Genomic DNA, 15,994 nt, shown 5'->3' on the forward strand with positions numbered 1-15,994 from the left:
CCATCACCCCTGAAGAACGATGCCGCCGAAGCCAAACAGATCGGCGAAGACGGCAAACACGACACCGAGGCCGACGAGGATCAGGCCGGTCAGAAAGAACCGGATCGAGCGGTTGTACCGTTTGAGCTGCAGCGAGGAGACAAGGAGCAGATCCGCCAGCGCCTTGACCTGCAGGGCGAGGCCCAACGTGATCGAGGTGACCGCGACGAGATCCGTTTGCATCCATTCCCCGGGAAGCGCCGACCAGCGGCTCAAGAATCCCAGGGAGAAGCCGACGACGACGCCGATGGCCGTGATCGAGCCGTTGCGGAAGGTGGAGTCGACGCGCTGCTGCTCTTCGGGTTCGGCCGGCTTGACCGCATCGTTCGCCATCGTCGGGCTCCGCCTCCCGCAGGTCCCGGTCGAACCTGCTCGGGGGCGATCTTACCGCAGTTTGCGGCCGAGGTCGTCTCGAGGGAAGCGAAGGCTGCGGATCATCGGCCGTAGTCGCGGCCAACACCGACGTCGGCGGTGTCGGGTACCGTGTTCGTCGTCAGGGCAACGGCGATCTCGAACACGCCGATGATGAGGTGAGGCCAGAACACCTGATCCGCGAAGCCGAAAAGCCACGGCGAGGCCGCCAACAGCAGGCCGCCCGCCGCATCGACGCCGAGATGAGCCCGCATCGGGATCAGCCTCGCCAGCGAGAGTTCGTAATCGGTCATGAGGCTCATGACCAGGATGGCGGCTCCAAGGATCATGGGCACCCATTGGGCCGGTCCGTTATCAGCGAAGCCGAGCACGAAGGGAGCCATGATCAAGGCGAGCCCGGTCAGATAGTCGATGGCACCATGGATACGGGTTGGAATGAAACGCATGAACAATCCTCATCCGGCTTGGCTGCATACGGGCGCGAAGGCGCATCAGTCAAAGCCTGGTCGAGGCCAATGTTCCCGAATCAGGTCCACTAAGTATTTGAATTAACTTATGTTATTCCGAAGGTGGGTAGGTGTGCTCAACGCCCTTGAAGTCCGAGACCGTATAGCAGCCTGTATTCTCTTGCCGAATGGCATCCGGTCCGATCGCCGCCTTACCATGGCCGCCAGGGATGTCGAGGATGTAGGTAGGTTGGCAGAGCCCCGAGATCCGTCCGCGCAAGCCTGCGACCAGGGCACGGCCTTCCTCGATGCTCAGGCGGAAATGGCTCGTGCCGGGGGCGAGGTCCGGATGGTGGAGGTAATAGGGCTTCACCCTCGTCTCCACGAAGGCCCGCATGAGGGCGGCGAGCGTATCGGGATCGTCGTTGACGCCCTTCAACAGCACGGACTGGCTGATCATGACGATGCCTGAATCGACGAGCCGCGCGCAGGCCGCACGGGCCGTGGGCGTCAACTCGCGCGGATGATTGGCATGGAGGGCCACATAGGCGGTTTTTCCGCTCGCCTTCAGGGCCGCGATCAAAGCGTCGTCGATCCGCTCCGGCTCGACCACGGGAACGCGGGTGTGGAAGCGGACGATCTTCACGTGATCGATGGCGGCAAGCCGCTGCATGATCTCGGTGATACGACGTGGGGAGAGCACCAGCGGATCGCCGCCGGTGAGGATCACCTCCCAGATTTCCGGATGATCGCCGATGTAGGCAAACGCCTCGTCCATGGCCTCGGGCGAGAGAGTGCCGAGTCCCTGCGGCCCCACCATCTCGCGGCGGAAGCAGAAACGGCAATAGACCGGGCAGACATGCACGGCCTTGAGCAGCACCCGGTCGGGATAGCGATGGACGATGCCCTCGACCGGCGAATGGGCCAGGTCGCCGATGGGATCGGCGCGCTCCTCGGACGTCACATTCAGCTCGGCCGCATCCGGCACGAACTGGCGTGCGATCGGATCGTTCGGATCGGCCCTGTCGATCAGCGCGGCCATGGCGGGGCTGATCGCGATGGCATAGCGCTCGGCTACGCGCTCGATCCCGGCCAGATGGTCCGGGGCGACAAGACCGGCATCGGTCAGTTCCGCAGGGGTCCGGATGGGACGGATCGCGTTCAACGGCTCGTCTCCGGCACGGGCGCCCAGAGCACCTGATCGATGCGCGAAGCGCCGGTGGCGAGCATCACCAGTCGGTCGAAGCCGAGCGCGATGCCGCTGGCCTCGGGCATCTGGCTCAACGCCGCCAGAAAATCCTCGTCCACGGGGTAGCTTTCTCCGTAAACCCGCATCTTTTCCATCATCTCGGCCTCGAAGCGCCGACGCTGCTCGGCCGCATCCGTCAACTCGCCGAAGGCGTTGGCGAGTTCCACGCCGCAGGCATAGAGCTCGAACCGTTCCGCCACGCGAGGGTCGCGGGCGGTCGGTCGGGCGAGGGCCGCTTCCGCCACCGGGTACTCGTCCAGGATGGTGGTCCGTCCAAGGCCGAGATTTGGCTCGACCCGCTCCACGATGACGCGGCTGAACAGGTCGGCCCAGGTATCGTCCACGGCCACGCGCAGGCCCGCCGCCTTCAGGCTGGCGGCCAGGTGCTCGCGATCCGTGGCGCCGCTCCGGTCGATGGAGGCGAGAAGATCGATGCCGGCAAAGCGCTCGAAAGCCTCGGCCACGCTCAGGCGCTCCGGTTCCTGGAAAGGATCGGTCTCCCGGTCACGGTAGGTGAGGGTGCGGGTGCCAGCCGTCTCGGCGGCGAGGCTTAAGATCTCGCCGCAATCCTTCATGAGCGTCTCGTAGCTCTCGCCCGCCCGGTACCATTCGAGCATGGTGAATTCCGGGTGATGCAGGGGGCCGCGCTCGCGGTTGCGGTAGACATGGGCGAAGCAGGCGATGCGGGTCTCGCCCGCCGCCAACAGCTTCTTGCAGGCGAATTCGGGGGAGGTGTGGAGGTAGAGGGACGCCCGCGATCCGTCGGGCCTGACAGCTTCGGTCGCGAAGGCATGGAGATGCGCCTCGTTCCCCGGCGAGGTCTGGAGCGTGGCCGTATCGACCTCCACGAAGTCGCGCCCTGCGAAGAATCCTCGCAGAGCCGCCTGGATGCGGTTCCGGCCCAGAAGAAACGGGCGCCGATCCGCATGGACATGGGGCGTCCACCAGGGAGAGGGTGCAGGCACAAGATGATCCATTCCAAAGGCGCTCGTTAAGGTCGGACTGGCGATTTGCGCCAAGATAGGCTACTTGCGGCTCCGAAACCGTTTTCGGTGCCACTGGGGGGCAGGACGACCCGACCCTCCCGACGCGCCCCTATCTGTCACAAGGAAAGCTTCCCGTGAAGGTCATCGCCTCTACGCTCCGCAAAGGCAACGTCGTCGACATGGACGGCAAGCTCTATGTGGTCCTCACCGCCCAGAACATCCACCCCGGCAAGGGCACGCCGGTCACCCAGCTCGATATGCGCCGCATCTCCGACGGCGTGAAGGTCTCCGAACGCTACCGCACCACAGAGCAGGTCGAGCGCGCGTTCGTGGAAGACCGCGAGCACACCTTCCTCTACGAGGATGGCGAGGGCTTCCATTTCATGAACCCGGAAACCTACGATCAGGTGACCGTGCCGCAGGACATCATCGGCGACCTGAAGCCCTATCTTCAGGAAAGCATGGCCGTGATGCTCTCGACCCACAACGGCGTCCCGATCGCCCTCGAGCTGCCGGCCCGCGTCACCCTCGAGATCACCGAGACCGAGCCGGTCGTGAAGGGCCAGACGGCGTCCTCGTCCTACAAGCCCGCCATGCTCTCGAACGGTGTGCGCACCCTGGTGCCGCCCCATATCCAGGCCGGCACCCGCGTGGTCATCATGACGGAAGACGGCTCCTACGTGGAGCGCGCGAAGGACTAAGGGATCATCCTCGGAGCCCGGCTGTCAGAAGCCGGGCAATAAGGATCTTGAAGGGCAGGAGGTTTCGGTGGAGGCTCACCGGACGTCCTGCCCTTACATTTTTGGAGTCGAACGGTCTCATGGCGCCCGGTCTTGCGAATTCCATCAATCCTCTCGTCGCGGACGTGGGGAGCCCTCCGATCCCCGAGGCGCAGAGCTGGATCAAGCGCTATGACGGTTCGTTCGGACCGCTGATCAACCTTTCGCAGGCTGTTCCGGGTAACGCCCCCCACGCCAGCCTGCTGGAGCGGATGGCGGCTGCAGCCGGCTCCGCGGCCGGGTCGCAATATGGCCCCATCAACGGCGATGCGCCCCTCCGTCAGGCATACGCCGCCGATCTCTCCCGCCTCTATGAAGGCCGGATCGCGCCGGACGACACGGCGATCACGGCGGGCTGCAACATGGCGTTCTTCGCCGCCATGATGCTGCTCGCCCATCGCGGCGAAGCGGTGCTGCTGCCGACGCCCTGGTATTTCAATCATCAGATGACCCTCGACATGCTCGGCATCGAGCCGCGTCCGCTGCCCTGCCGGGCCGAGACCGGATTCGTTCCGCGGGTGGAGGATGCGGAGCCGCTGATCGACGAGAAAATCAGGGCCGTCGTCCTCGTCACGCCCAACAATCCGACCGGGGCTGTCTATCCCGCTCACGTGATCGAAAGCTTCGCGCAGCTCTGCCGCAAGCACGGCATTTATCTCGTGATCGACGAGACTTACCGGGACTTCCTGCCGCAGGAGGTGAACCGCGCCCATGGTCTGTTCATTGGCGATGAATGGCGCGACACGGTGATCCAGCTCTATTCCTTCTCGAAATCCTACGCGATCCCGGGTCACCGAACGGGAGCCATCACGGCCGACGCTCTGGTGATCGAGCAGATCGCCAAGATCCTCGACTGCATCCAGATCTGCGCCCCGCGTACGGCCCAGGCCGCTTTGCCATGGGCGATCGATGCCCTGCGCGACTGGCGCGAGGGCAACCGGGCCGAGATCAACCGGCGTGCACAGGTTTTTCAGGACGCTCTCGCGCCTCTGCCGGAATGGAAGATCGAGTCGGTCGGAGCCTATTTCGCCTATCTCCGCCATCCGTTCCCGGAGGCCGGGGCGCAGCAGGTGGCGGAGAAGCTTGCGACGGAGCGGGGCGTCCTGTGCCTCCCGGGGAGCTATTTCGGCCCCGGCCAGGAAGGGCATCTGCGCGTGGCCATCGCCAATGTGGGATCCGATGTTCTTCAGGGTCTGACGGAGCGCTTCAAGGACCTTCGGCTCTGACGCTCCCCGGGAGGGTGGGCGACAATCTGCAGGTCCTGCCCTTGGCAGGACGGCAGGGCGGTGGTTACTCTCTTCTTCAAACAAGGCATTCGATAGGGATGCTCGGGGATTCGTTTTGACCGTCAAAGTGGACGTGACCGCAGAACCAGGAGACCGACATGCGGATCCGTTGAATGGATCCGCAAACGGCGCGGCCTTGGTTGCGGAGCGTCCCTCGCCGGCACGAACGGATCATCGGCGGCGTTCCTCCAAAAGCTATGCGGCGCTCGATCTCGGTACGAACAATTGCCGCCTTCTCATTGCGGAACCTGCGCATTTCGGCTTTCGCGTCGTCGATGCGTTCTCGCGCATCGTGCGGCTCGGCGAAGGTCTCGGCCTCGGCAATCGTCTGAGTGACGACGCGATCGGACGTACCCTCGATGCGCTTCGTGTCTGCCGTGAGAAGATGGCGGCGAAGGATGTGGCGCGGGCGCGCCTCGTGGCGACGGAGGCCTGCCGGCTCGCCGAGAACGGCCCGTCCTTCATCGATCGCGTGCGCGACGAACTCGACCTCGATCTCGAGGTCGTCGACCGCAAGACGGAAGCCTATCTCGCGGTCACAGGCTGCGCGTCCCTCGTCGATCCCAAGGCTCATTCCGTCATCGTGTTCGATATCGGCGGCGGCTCGACGGAGATCGCGTGGCTCGACGGCCAGGCGCCGCATGCCTTTGCCGATCCGTGCAAGCGCATCCGGGCGTGGGATTCGCTGCCCGTCGGCGTGGTGACGCTGGCGGAGCGCTATGGCGGCATCGACGTCACGCCCGAGACCTTCGAGGGCATGGTCGAGGAGGTGTCCGAACTTCTGCTCGATTTCTCGCTCGTGGCAGCCCCGGCGGGGCGGGGCCACAACTTTCATCTGCTCGGGACCTCGGGAACCGTCACGACCGTCGGCGGTATTCACTTGGGCCTTGCGCGCTACGACCGGCGCCGGGTCGACGGGATGTGGATGCGCAACGGCGAGATCTCGACAGTGATGCAGCGTCTGCTGCATTCGGATTTCACGCAGCGTGCGGAGAACCCCTGCATCGGCAAGGAACGCGCCGATCTGGTTCTCGCGGGCTGCGCCATCTTGGAAGCGATCCGGCGGGCTTTTCCCTCGGAGCGCCTGCGCATCGCGGATCGCGGACTGCGCGAAGGAATTTTGATGAAGATGATGCGAGAGGATTCGGTGTGGCGAGGGGGCCGGCGGTGAGTGCCAAGACAGGTTCCGGGGTCCGCAATCTCAAGCAGCGCGTGAAAACCGCCAACAAGCGGTCCCTCTCCTCGCAGAAATGGCTCGAGCGTCAGCTCAACGATCCCTACGTCGCTCGCGCCAAACGCGAGGGTTATCGCTCGCGCGCGGCCTTCAAGCTGCTGGAAATCGACGAAAAGTTCAAGATCCTCAAGCCCGGCCAGAAGATCGTCGATCTCGGTGCCGCGCCCGGCGGCTGGTCGCAGATCGCCGCCAAGGTGGTTGGTCCGAAGGGCAGGGTCGTCGGCATCGACCTTCTGCCCATCGATCCGATGGCGGGCGTCGAGTTCATCCAACTCGACTTCCTGGACGAGAGCGCTCCCGGCAAGCTGATTGAGATGCTCGGCGGTCCTGCCGACGTGGTCATGTCCGACATGGCGGCCAACACCACCGGCCACAAGAAGACCGATCACCTGCGCATCATCGGTCTAGCCGAGGCGGCGATCTATTTCGCCCGCGAGATCCTCGCACCCGGCGGCGCCTTCGTCGCCAAGGTGTTCCAGGGCGGCACCGAGAACCAGCTTTTGGCCGACCTCAAGCGCGATTTCGCCGTGGTGCGCCACGTGAAGCCCGCAGCGAGCCGGGCCGACTCGGCGGAACTCTATGTGCTGGCGACCGGTTTCCGGGGACGGGCGGACGAGACGCCCGCAGCCTGACAGGCCTAACGCATCGTGCGTAAAAGTGGATCCGGTTCTCCGCTCCGAACGATGCGCCAGTTAAAATGAGCATCGAACCCGAAGCCCTTGATTGTAAGGACCACGACCATGGCAGCGCACCAGATCGGCATCATCGGCTTTGGCAAGATCGCGCAGGATCAGCATCTGCCCACGATCAAGGGCAATCCGGATTTCGAGCTTCTGGCAGTCGCGAGCCAGCGCGGGCTGCAACCGGATGAGGCGAAGTACACCTATCAGGATTACCGGGACCTTCTGAAGCTGCCCGAGATCGAGGCCGTGTCGATCTGCACGCCGCCCCAGGTCCGCCATCAGATCGCCCGCGAGGCGCTTCTGGCGGGCAAGAGCGTGCTGCTGGAAAAGCCGCCCGCGGCCACTTTGAGCGAACTCGAAGATCTCAAGGAGCTCGCCGCGAAGATGGGCAAGGTCGTGTTCACGACTTGGCACGCCCAGTACAACAAAGCGGTCGAGGAGGCGAAGAAGGCGCTCGCCGGATGGGTCATCAAGCGGCTTCTGGTCACCTGGAAGGAAGACGTGCGCCACTGGCATCCGGGCCAGCAATGGATCTGGCAGGCCGGTGGCTTCGGCGTGTTCGATCCTGGGATCAACGCGCTCTCCATCGTCACCCGCATCATGCCCGAGCCGGTTTTCATCAAGAGCTCCAGCCTGGAATTCCCGGCCAATCGCGCCGCGCCAATCGCTGCTCATCTCACCTTCTCGGCAAGCCACGGCGACGGCGACCTGCAGGCGGTCTTCGACTGGCGCCAGACCGGCCCGCAGACCTGGGACATCGAGGTGGAGACCGAGGCCGGCCTGAATCTCAAGCTCACCCATGGCGGAAGCTGCCTGGAGATCGGCGGAAAGCTCATGGTGCAGGAGGAGCCCGCGGAGTACCAGGGCATCTACCAGCGTTTCGATACCCTGCTGAACACGCGCCAGTCGGAAGTCGACGTCGCCCCGTTCCGCCTCGTGGCGGACGCCTTCATGATCGGTGAGCGGGTACAGGTCGAGGCGTTCGAGGATTAAGGTAGTGCTGTTACTCCCGGCTGAGCGCCAACAACGACCCAGATTGACTTGTCGAGCAGCCAACACGTCATCACCGGCCTTGTGCCGGTGATCTCGCTTCTTTGGAGCGCGATGCCCTCCCAATCGAGATGGCCGGGATAGGCCCGGCCATGACGTGAGGAGAATTCCTTAAGCCAAGTTCTTCTTCAGGAACCCGACCGTCCGTCGCCACGCTAGATCCGACGCCTCCTTGTCGTAGCGGGCAGCGTTGGTGTCGTTGTTGAAGGCGTGGTTGGCGCCCTCGTAGACGTAGATCTCGTAGGTCTTGCCCGCCTGCTTCAGCGCCGCCTCGTAGGCCGGGATGCCGGCATTGATGCGCTCGTCGCGCCCGCCATAATGCATCATCATCGCGGCATCGATCTTCGGCACGTCCTCCGCGTTTGGCTGGCCGCCGTAATAGGCGACGCCTGCCTTCAGGTTCGGCTCGTTGACCGCGAGGTTGTTCACCGCGCCGCCGCCCCAGCAGAACCCGACGGCGCCGACTTTGCCGTTGCTGTCCGGGCGGCCCTTCAGATAGGCCACCGCCGCCTTGCCGTAGGCGAGGATATCCGGTGCCTTAAGCTGGCCGATCATGTCGCGGCCTTTATCCTCATCCTCCGGCGTTCCGCCCATGGGCGAGAGATAATCGAGGCCGAGCGCGATAAAGCCTTCGGTCGCCATGCGGCGGGTCACGTCCTTGATGTGCGGGTTGAGACCCCGGTTCTCATGGATGACGATGACGGTCGGCAGCTTGCCCGTGGCGTCCTTCGGCTTCACGAGATAGCCCTTGAGTCCCGGAGCGCCGGGAATATCCACGATCTCGGCGGTGATCCGTTGATCGTTCTCCTGGACGGTCTGCGCCTGGGCGTAGTTGTTCTGCAGGATCGGCAGCAGGGCCGTCGCGGCTGCCGCGCTTCCGGCCAAGGCGCCGAGCTTGTCGATGAAGCTGCGGCGGCTCATGCCGCCGTGGGTGAAGTCGTCGTAGAGGTCGATAATGCGCTGATCCATGGGGTGGCCTCCTGGTCCCGCACGAAAGCTAGCGCAGCCTATCGGCCGGACATACCGTCCCCGAGGCCGGTGGAAGGAGGTTTTTCCTTCACAATCCTGTGTCCCGACATCTCGGCTCCAGCAGTTGGAGAAAGTCCGATGAAGACGAAACCGGCCAAAGCGGACACCATCGCAACGGCCCAGAAGGCGGGGCCGAAATCGGCCGCCGTGATCACAGGATTGCCGTCGAGGCTCGCGGCGGCTTCCAGCACGAAGGCGCCGAAGGCCACGCCGATGCTGAGCGACACCTGCTGGAGGGCGCTCGACAGGCTCGTGGCGTAGCTCATCTCCCGGTTGGAGATCTCCGCATAGCCGATGGCATTGAGACTGGTGAACTGGAGCGAGCGGAAGCAGCCACCGACCAGAAGAACGATCATGATCAGCCAGTGGGGCGTCTCCGGCGTGAAGAACCCGTTGGCGGCGACGAAGCCCGCTCCGATGAACGCGTTGACGATCAAGAGCCTGCGGAAGCCCGTCCGCTCGAGGATGCGCTTGGCCATGGTCTTCATGAACAGGGCGCCCACTGCCGCGATGAAGGTGAGGGAGCCGGAGGCCAAGGGACTGAGCCCGAATCCGACCTGCAGCATCAGCGGCAGCAGGAACGGGATGGCGCCGATGCCGACACGGAAGAGGAAGCCGCCGACCACGCTGATGCGGAAGGTCGGGATCTTCAGGAGGCGGAGTTGCAGGACCGGATAGGGCGTGCGCCGCGCGTGGAAGACATAGAGGACCAGGCAGATTGCGCCGATCACCACGCAGCCGGTCGAGATCTCCGCCGGGATGAGGTGGCGCCCGCCGGAGGCGAAGCCCAGCATGAGCAGCGCGAAGCCGAAGCCTGAGAGCACGAAGCCGATGAAGTCCAGCGGCGGCGTATCCTCCTCCCTGACGTTCGGGACGAAGATCGTCGCGAGCACGATGCCGAGGACCCCGATGGGGATGTTGATGAAGAAGATCCAGCGCCAGTCGAAGTAAGTGGTGATGAAGCCGCCGAGCGGCGGGCCGACGATCGGGCCGACGAGGGCCGGGATCGTCAGAGTCGCGAGCGCCTGCACCACCTCGCTGCGCTGGACGCTCCGCAGCAGCACAAGGCGGCCCACGGGCACCATCATGGCTCCGCCGGCGCCCTGGACGAAGCGGGCGATTACGAACCACTCGAGGGAATTGGCTCCCGCGCAGGCAAGCGAACCCGCCATGAACACGCCGATGGCGGTGGTGAAGATCGTCCGCGCGCCGTACTTGTCCGCCATCCAGCCGGAGATCGGGATGAAGATGGCGAGGCTCACCAGATACGAGGTCAGGGCGAGCTTGAGAGCGATCGGGTCTGTCCCCAGGCTCTGCGCGATCATCGGCAGGGAAGTCGAAATCACGGTCGAATCCGTGTTCTCCATGAACAGGGCCGTGGCGATGATCAGCGGGAGAAGGCGGGATTGGCGCATGACTCGCGGACTTAGCGCCCTGCAACCTCCTTGCAAAGGGTAAAAAGGCGCAAGGCAGGTCTTCGGGGAATGCGCCGCTCGACGCTTTGCGAAATGACAAGCCCGTGCTACGGACCCGTGCCAACTCGCCAAAGCGTTATTCTCTCATCCGCGCACCCCTAAAGGAGTTGGTTCATGGCCCCTGTTTTAGCCGATAAGATCATCGATGGACTGACCTTCGATGATGTGCTCCTCCGGCCCGGCCGCTCCGAAGTCCTGCCCGGCGACGTGGATGTGGCGACCCAGCTGACCCGGACCATCCGCCTCAATATGCCGATCATCGCCTCCGCCATGGATACGGTGACGGAAGCCCGCATGGCCATCGCCATGGCCCAGAACGGCGGCCTCGGCGTGATCCACCGCAATCTCGAGCCGGAGGCCCAGGCCGAGCAGGTCCGCCTCGTGAAGCGCTACGAGTCGGGCATGGTGATGAACCCCATCACCATCCATCCTGACGAGACCCTGGCCGATGCGCTCGCGATGATGAAGCATCACGGCATTTCCGGCATTCCGGTGGTCGAGCGCGGACCCAGCGGAACCAAGGGCAAGCTCGTCGGCATCCTGACCAACCGCGATGTGCGCTTTGCCAGCAATCCCGGCCAGAAAGTTTCCGAGCTGATGACGAAGGACCGCCTGATCACGGTCCGTGAGGGCGTGAGCCAGAACGAGGCGCGCCATCTTCTCCATCAGTTCCGTATCGAAAAGCTCCTGGTCGTCGACGACCATTTCCGCTGCATCGGCCTGATCACGGTGAAGGACATCGAGAAGCAGGTCGCTTATCCGAGCGCTGCCAAGGACGAGCAGGGCCGCCTTCTGGTCGCCGCCGCCACCACCACGGGCGAGCAGGGCTTCGAGCGCGCCGAGCGTCTCATCGATGCGGGCTGCGACGTGGTCGTGGTCGATACCGCTCATGGCCATTCCGTGAAGGTTCTGGAGAGCGTCACCCGGGTGAAGAAGCTCTCGAACGCCGTTCAGGTCATTGCGGGCAACGTGGCGACGCGGGAAGGCGCGCAGGCGCTCATCGATGCGGGCGCGGATGCGATCAAGGTCGGCATCGGTCCCGGCTCCATCTGCACCACCCGCATCGTGGCGGGCGTCGGCGTGCCTCAGCTCACGGCCATCATGGAGGCCGTCGAGGCGGCCTCCCAGGCGGACGTTCCGGTGATCGCCGACGGCGGCATCAAGTTCTCGGGCGATCTCGCCAAGGCGCTCGCCGCCGGCGCCTCCTGCGCCATGGTGGGCTCGCTGCTCGCCGGCACGGACGAAACCCCAGGCGAGGTCTTCCTCTACCAGGGCCGCTCCTACAAGTCCTACCGCGGCATGGGCTCGGTAGGCGCCATGGCCCGCGGCTCGGCGGACCGCTACTTCCAGGCGGAGGTGCGCGACACCCTGAAGCTCGTGCCGGAAGGCATCGAAGGGCAGGTGGCCTATAAGGGCCCGGTCTCAGGCGTTCTGCATCAACTCACCGGCGGCCTTCGCGCATCGATGGGCTATGTGGGCGGTGCGAACCTCGCCGAGTTCCGCGAGAAGGCGCAGTTCATCCGCATCACCAGCGCGGGTCTGCGCGAGAGCCACGTTCATGACGTGACGATCACGCGGGAAAGCCCTAATTACCCGACTCGCAGCTAAGCTTCAGTCGAGGTCCCGCCCGTGAGCATCACCGCCATCCTTCTTCCGGTCTACGTCCAGGTCGCGCTGACCGTCATCCTGCTGCTCTGGATGGGCAGCTCGCGGTTGGGCAGCCTGCGCACCGGAGAGGTGAAGGTTAAGGACGTCGCGCTGGGCGAACGCAACTGGCCAAGCCGCATCCTGCAGGTCCAGAACGCTTACCATAACCAGTTCGAGCTGCCGGTTCTGTTCTATGTGCTGGTGACGCTGGCGCTGTTCACCCGCAAGGCCGACATGCTCTTCGTGGTGATGTCCTGGATGTTCGTGACGAGCCGCCTCGTCCATGCGGCGATCCACACCACCTCGAACAAGATGGCCTTGCGCTTTCAGGCCTTCGTCGTCGGGGTGCTGATCCTGGCGGCCATGTGGGTCATCTTCGGTATTCGCGTCCTTGCGGCCGAGACCGGAGTTTAGGCGAGACGGGAGTTTTGGACGAAGCGGGATGGGTGTAGCACCCATCCCGATCGTAGTCTTAGAAGCGCTTGCCGCTCTCGAGCTGCGTCTTGGCATCGGTCTGCTTGACCGGGGGCGGGGTGAGATCGGCGGCCGGGGCCGTGGCGCAAGCCGCGATGGTCAGGGTGAGGCCGACGGCAATGAGGCCGCGGGTCAGTCGGGTCAACATAGAGAGTGGCTCCAAAGAGGAATCGTGCGGAATGCACGCATCCTCACCATCCACTGTCGATGGGGACGGAAAATAGGTAACAATATGTCGTTTATACGGCCAAGCTTAAGTGTGCTTTTTCAATGACACCAGCCGCCCGCATCTCCGCCGCCGTCGAGGTCTTGGCCGATATCGATGCCCGCCGTCGCCCGGCGACCGACGCCCTGAAGGACTGGGGCCTTTCGCATCGTTTCGCAGGCTCCAAGGATCGGGCCGCCATCGCGAGTCTCGTCTATGACGCCCTGCGCCGGAAGGCCTCCGCCGCCTGGATCATGGGCGAGGGCACGCCTCGCGCGGTCGTGCTCGGCATGCTGAAGCTCCAGCGCGGGCTGAACCCCGATGCCATTGCGGCCTTGTGCTCGGGTGAGCGTTTCGCGCCGGAGCCGCTGACGGCCGATGAGCGCGCACGCCTCGAGAAAGCTGATCTCAGCGACGCGCCGACCCACGTGGCCGGCGACTTCCCGGATTGGATTGAGCCGTCGCTCGGGCGCCTGTTCGGGGACGATCTCGTTCCCGAGATGCAGGCGCTCACGACCCGCGCCCCGCTGGATCTGCGGGTGAACACCCTGAAAGTGTCCTCCCGCGAGGAGGCGCACGATGCCCTTCCGCACCTTAACGCCGTCGAGACGCCGCTCTCGCCACTCGGCCTGCGGATCGCCCCGGGCGAGGACGGACGGGGCCCTGCCGTGCAGTCGGAGCCCGAGTTCCTGAAAGGCTGGATCGAGATCCAGGATGAGGGCTCGCAGCTCGTCGCGCTCCTGTCCGGCGTCCGGCCCGGCGAGCAGGTGGTCGATCTCTGCGCCGGCGGCGGCGGCAAGACCCTGGCGCTCGCAGCCCAGATGGAAAACCACGGCCAGATCTACGCCACCGACAACGACGCCCGCCGTCTCGCTCCGATCCATGACCGGCTGGCGCGCGCGGGTGTCCGCAACGTCCAGGTCCGTACGCCACGGGCCAAGGCCGATGCGGTCACGGATCTCGACGGGAAGATCGACTGCGTCCTTGTGGATGCGCCCTGCACAGGCATCGGCACCTGGCGGCGCAATCCAGATGCCAAATGGCGCCTTCGACCCGGCAGCCTGGAGGTTCGGCGCAACGAGCAGGCAGCGGTGCTCGACCGCGCCGCGCGCCTGGTGAAGCCGGATGGGCGCATCGTCTACATCACCTGCTCGATCCTGCCCGAAGAGAACGACGATGCGCTCTCAGCATTCATGGAGAACCACGCCGGCTTCACGCCGGTGTCGCTCGACAGGGCGCTCGATGAGACGCAGCTCGGCCATCTCAGGAACGTCGTCCGACCGACCGCCCATGGGCTCCAGCTGACGCCGCACAAGACCGGCACCGACGGCTTTTACGTTGCGATCCTGGTGCGAAACCCATGAAAAGCCTCACAATTCGATTGTTGTCCTGACCCCGAAAGCCGTAAGAACCTGCCATGACCCAGACCCACGATAAGATCCTCATCGTCGATTTCGGCTCCCAGGTAACCCAGCTCATCGCACGGCGCGTGCGCGAGGATGGCGTCTATTCGGAGGTGGTGCCGTTCCAGAAGGCCGCCGAGGCGATCCGGACCATGAAGCCGAAGGGCGTGATCCTGTCGGGCGGCCCTGAATCGGTCACGACCGATGCCTCGCCTCGTGCACCCCAGGAACTCTTCGACACGGACCTTCCGATCTTCGGCATCTGCTACGGGCAGCAGACCATGGCGGCGCAGCTCGGCGGCGAGGTCGAGGGTGGTCACCATTCCGAGTTCGGCCGCGCCGAGATCGAGGTGCTGACGGAGAGCCCGCTATTCCAGGGCGTATGGCAGGTCGGCAAGAAATATCCCGTGTGGATGAGCCACGGCGACCGGGTGACCAAGCTGCCGGAGGGCTTCGAGGTTCTGGCCGCGTCCGAGAACGCTCCCTTCGCGGTCGTGGCCGACGAGGAGCACAAGTTCTACGGCGTGCAGTTCCACCCGGAGGTGGTGCACACGCCGCAGGGAGCCCAGCTGATCCGCAACTTCGTGCGCGACATCGCCGGCTGCAAGGGCGACTGGACCATGAAGGCCTTCCGCGAGGAGGCCATCGAGCGCATCCGTGCCCAAGTCGGCAACGGCCGGGTGATTTGCGGCCTGTCGGGCGGGGTCGATTCCGCCGTGGCCGCGGTGCTGATCCACGAGGCCATCGGCGACCAGCTCACCTGCGTTTTCGTCGATCACGGTCTGCTGCGCGCGGCCGAAGCCGAGCAGGTGGTCACGCTCTTCCGCGATCACTACAACATCCCGCTCGTGCACGTGCAGGCGCAGGATCTTTTCATCGGTGCGCTCGAAGGCGTGTCGGACCCGGAGGTCAAGCGCAAGACCATCGGCAAGCTCTTCATCGACGTGTTCGACGAGGAGGCGAAGAAAATTGGCGGGGCGGACTTTCTGGCGCAAGGCACGCTCTATCCCGACGTGATCGAGAGCGTCTCGTTCACCGGCGGTCCCTCCGTCACCATCAAGAGCCACCATAATGTCGGCGGTCTCCCCGAACGCATGAAGATGAAGCTCGTGGAACCCCTGCGCGAGCTGTTCAAGGATGAGGTGCGCGTGCTCGGCCGCGAGCTCGGCCTGCCCGATGCCTTCGTCGGGCGCCATCCGTTCCCGGGTCCGGGCCTCGCCATCCGCGTTCCCGGCGAGATCACCCGCGAAAAGCTCGACATCCTGCGCAAGGCGGATGCGATCTACCTCGAGGAGATCCGCAACGCGGGCCTCTACGATCAGATCTGGCAGGCCTTCGCCGTGCTGCTGCCGGTCAAGACCGTGGGCGTCATGGGCGATGCGCGCACCTACGATCACGTCTGTGCGCTTCGCGCCGTCACCTCCATCGACGGCATGACGGCGGATTTCTACCCCTTCGACATGGGCTTCCTCGGCCGGGTCGCGACCCGCATCATCAACGAGGTGAAGGGCATCAACCGCGTCACCTACGACATCACGTCGAAGCCGCCCGGCACCATCGAGTGGGAGTAGCATGGACCGCGACATTGTCCGTCATCCGAGATGGCGAATGGGGCTACCATGTACGGAAGTCACGCA

16 protein-coding genes are annotated in these 15,994 nt (G+C 64.6%); 9 read left to right on the forward strand and 7 right to left on the reverse strand.

The genetic code is table 11. The features are described from left to right. Positions 1–3 precede the first annotated feature (3 nt). The 4 genes from ACD578_RS08005 to epmA all read right to left on the reverse strand — a co-directional run bounded on the left by ACD578_RS08005 (position 4) and on the right by epmA (position 3,071). Entirely contained in the window at positions 4–372 is a 369-nt protein-coding gene (locus tag ACD578_RS08005) for a hypothetical protein (protein WP_152713213.1), read from the reverse strand. Positions 373–473: 101 nt separating this feature from the next. Further along, complete coding sequence (locus ACD578_RS08010; RefSeq protein WP_152713212.1) at positions 474–857, reverse strand: SPW repeat protein; 384 nt, start codon at positions 855–857, stop codon at positions 474–476. Between the two features lie 112 nt (positions 858–969). Continuing rightward, on the reverse strand, positions 970–2,022 hold the full coding sequence (locus tag ACD578_RS08015) for a lysine-2,3-aminomutase-like protein (protein WP_404292161.1): 1,053 nt from the start codon (positions 2,020–2,022) through the stop codon (positions 970–972). Further along, positions 2,019–3,071 (reverse strand): EF-P lysine aminoacylase EpmA, encoded by a 1,053-nt coding sequence (epmA, locus tag ACD578_RS08020; RefSeq protein ID WP_404293751.1) that lies wholly within the window; start codon positions 3,069–3,071, stop codon positions 2,019–2,021. The genes ACD578_RS08015 and epmA overlap by 4 nt, the downstream gene beginning before the upstream one ends. A 200-nt stretch (positions 3,072–3,271) precedes the next feature. Here epmA and efp point away from each other — a divergent pair, with 200 nt between their 5' ends. The 5 genes from efp to ACD578_RS08045 all read left to right on the forward strand — a co-directional run bounded on the left by efp (position 3,272) and on the right by ACD578_RS08045 (position 8,067). Continuing rightward, positions 3,272–3,793 (forward strand): elongation factor P, encoded by a 522-nt coding sequence (gene efp, locus ACD578_RS08025; protein ID WP_244627208.1) that lies wholly within the window; start codon positions 3,272–3,274, stop codon positions 3,791–3,793. Between the two features lie 119 nt (positions 3,794–3,912). Then, complete coding sequence (locus ACD578_RS08030) at positions 3,913–5,097, forward strand: aminotransferase (protein WP_404292162.1); 1,185 nt, start codon at positions 3,913–3,915, stop codon at positions 5,095–5,097. A gap of 169 nt (positions 5,098–5,266) precedes the next feature. Further along, positions 5,267–6,328 carry a Ppx/GppA phosphatase family protein gene (locus ACD578_RS08035; RefSeq protein ID WP_404292164.1) on the forward strand — a complete coding sequence of 354 codons (1,062 nt, stop codon included), beginning with the start codon at positions 5,267–5,269 and terminating at the stop codon, positions 6,326–6,328. Beyond that, positions 6,325–7,023 carry an RlmE family RNA methyltransferase gene (locus ACD578_RS08040; protein ID WP_404292165.1) on the forward strand — a complete coding sequence of 233 codons (699 nt, stop codon included), beginning with the start codon at positions 6,325–6,327 and terminating at the stop codon, positions 7,021–7,023. The genes ACD578_RS08035 and ACD578_RS08040 overlap by 4 nt, the downstream gene beginning before the upstream one ends. 108 nt (positions 7,024–7,131) lie before the next feature. After that, on the forward strand, positions 7,132–8,067 hold the full coding sequence (locus tag ACD578_RS08045) for a Gfo/Idh/MocA family protein (RefSeq protein ID WP_152713206.1): 936 nt from the start codon (positions 7,132–7,134) through the stop codon (positions 8,065–8,067). 168 nt (positions 8,068–8,235) lie between these two features. Here the strand turns inward: ACD578_RS08045 and ACD578_RS08050 are convergent, their stop codons facing one another. After that, entirely contained in the window at positions 8,236–9,093 is an 858-nt protein-coding gene (locus ACD578_RS08050; RefSeq protein ID WP_404292166.1) for a dienelactone hydrolase family protein, read from the reverse strand. Between the two features lie 38 nt (positions 9,094–9,131). Beyond that, positions 9,132–10,568 (reverse strand): DHA2 family efflux MFS transporter permease subunit, encoded by a 1,437-nt coding sequence (locus ACD578_RS08055; protein WP_404292167.1) that lies wholly within the window; start codon positions 10,566–10,568, stop codon positions 9,132–9,134. A 174-nt stretch (positions 10,569–10,742) separates the two neighbouring features. Between ACD578_RS08055 and guaB the strand changes: the two genes are divergently transcribed. Together guaB and ACD578_RS08065 are read left to right on the forward strand one after the other, a co-directional pair. Beyond that, entirely contained in the window at positions 10,743–12,236 is a 1,494-nt protein-coding gene (gene guaB, locus ACD578_RS08060; protein ID WP_404292168.1) for an IMP dehydrogenase, read from the forward strand. A 21-nt stretch (positions 12,237–12,257) separates the two neighbouring features. Next, entirely contained in the window at positions 12,258–12,689 is a 432-nt protein-coding gene (locus tag ACD578_RS08065) for an MAPEG family protein (protein ID WP_404292169.1), read from the forward strand. Positions 12,690–12,747: 58 nt separating this feature from the next. On the opposite strand, the gene ACD578_RS08070 is transcribed toward ACD578_RS08065, so the two are convergent. After that, on the reverse strand, positions 12,748–12,897 hold the full coding sequence (locus ACD578_RS08070; RefSeq protein ID WP_404292170.1) for a hypothetical protein: 150 nt from the start codon (positions 12,895–12,897) through the stop codon (positions 12,748–12,750). Between the two features lie 122 nt (positions 12,898–13,019). On the opposite strand from ACD578_RS08070, the gene ACD578_RS08075 reads away from it, so the two are divergent. Beyond that, positions 13,020–14,318 (forward strand): RsmB/NOP family class I SAM-dependent RNA methyltransferase, encoded by a 1,299-nt coding sequence (locus ACD578_RS08075; protein ID WP_404292171.1) that lies wholly within the window; start codon positions 13,020–13,022, stop codon positions 14,316–14,318. A 53-nt stretch (positions 14,319–14,371) separates the two neighbouring features. Further along, positions 14,372–15,928, forward strand: coding sequence for a glutamine-hydrolyzing GMP synthase (guaA, locus tag ACD578_RS08080; RefSeq protein ID WP_404292172.1), 1,557 nt, complete (start codon positions 14,372–14,374; stop codon positions 15,926–15,928). Positions 15,929–15,994: the final 66 nt, after the last annotated feature.

Source organism: Microvirga sp. RSM25 (genome assembly GCF_044784385.1).
Taxonomy (GTDB): domain Bacteria; phylum Pseudomonadota; class Alphaproteobacteria; order Rhizobiales; family Beijerinckiaceae; genus Microvirga; species Microvirga tunisiensis.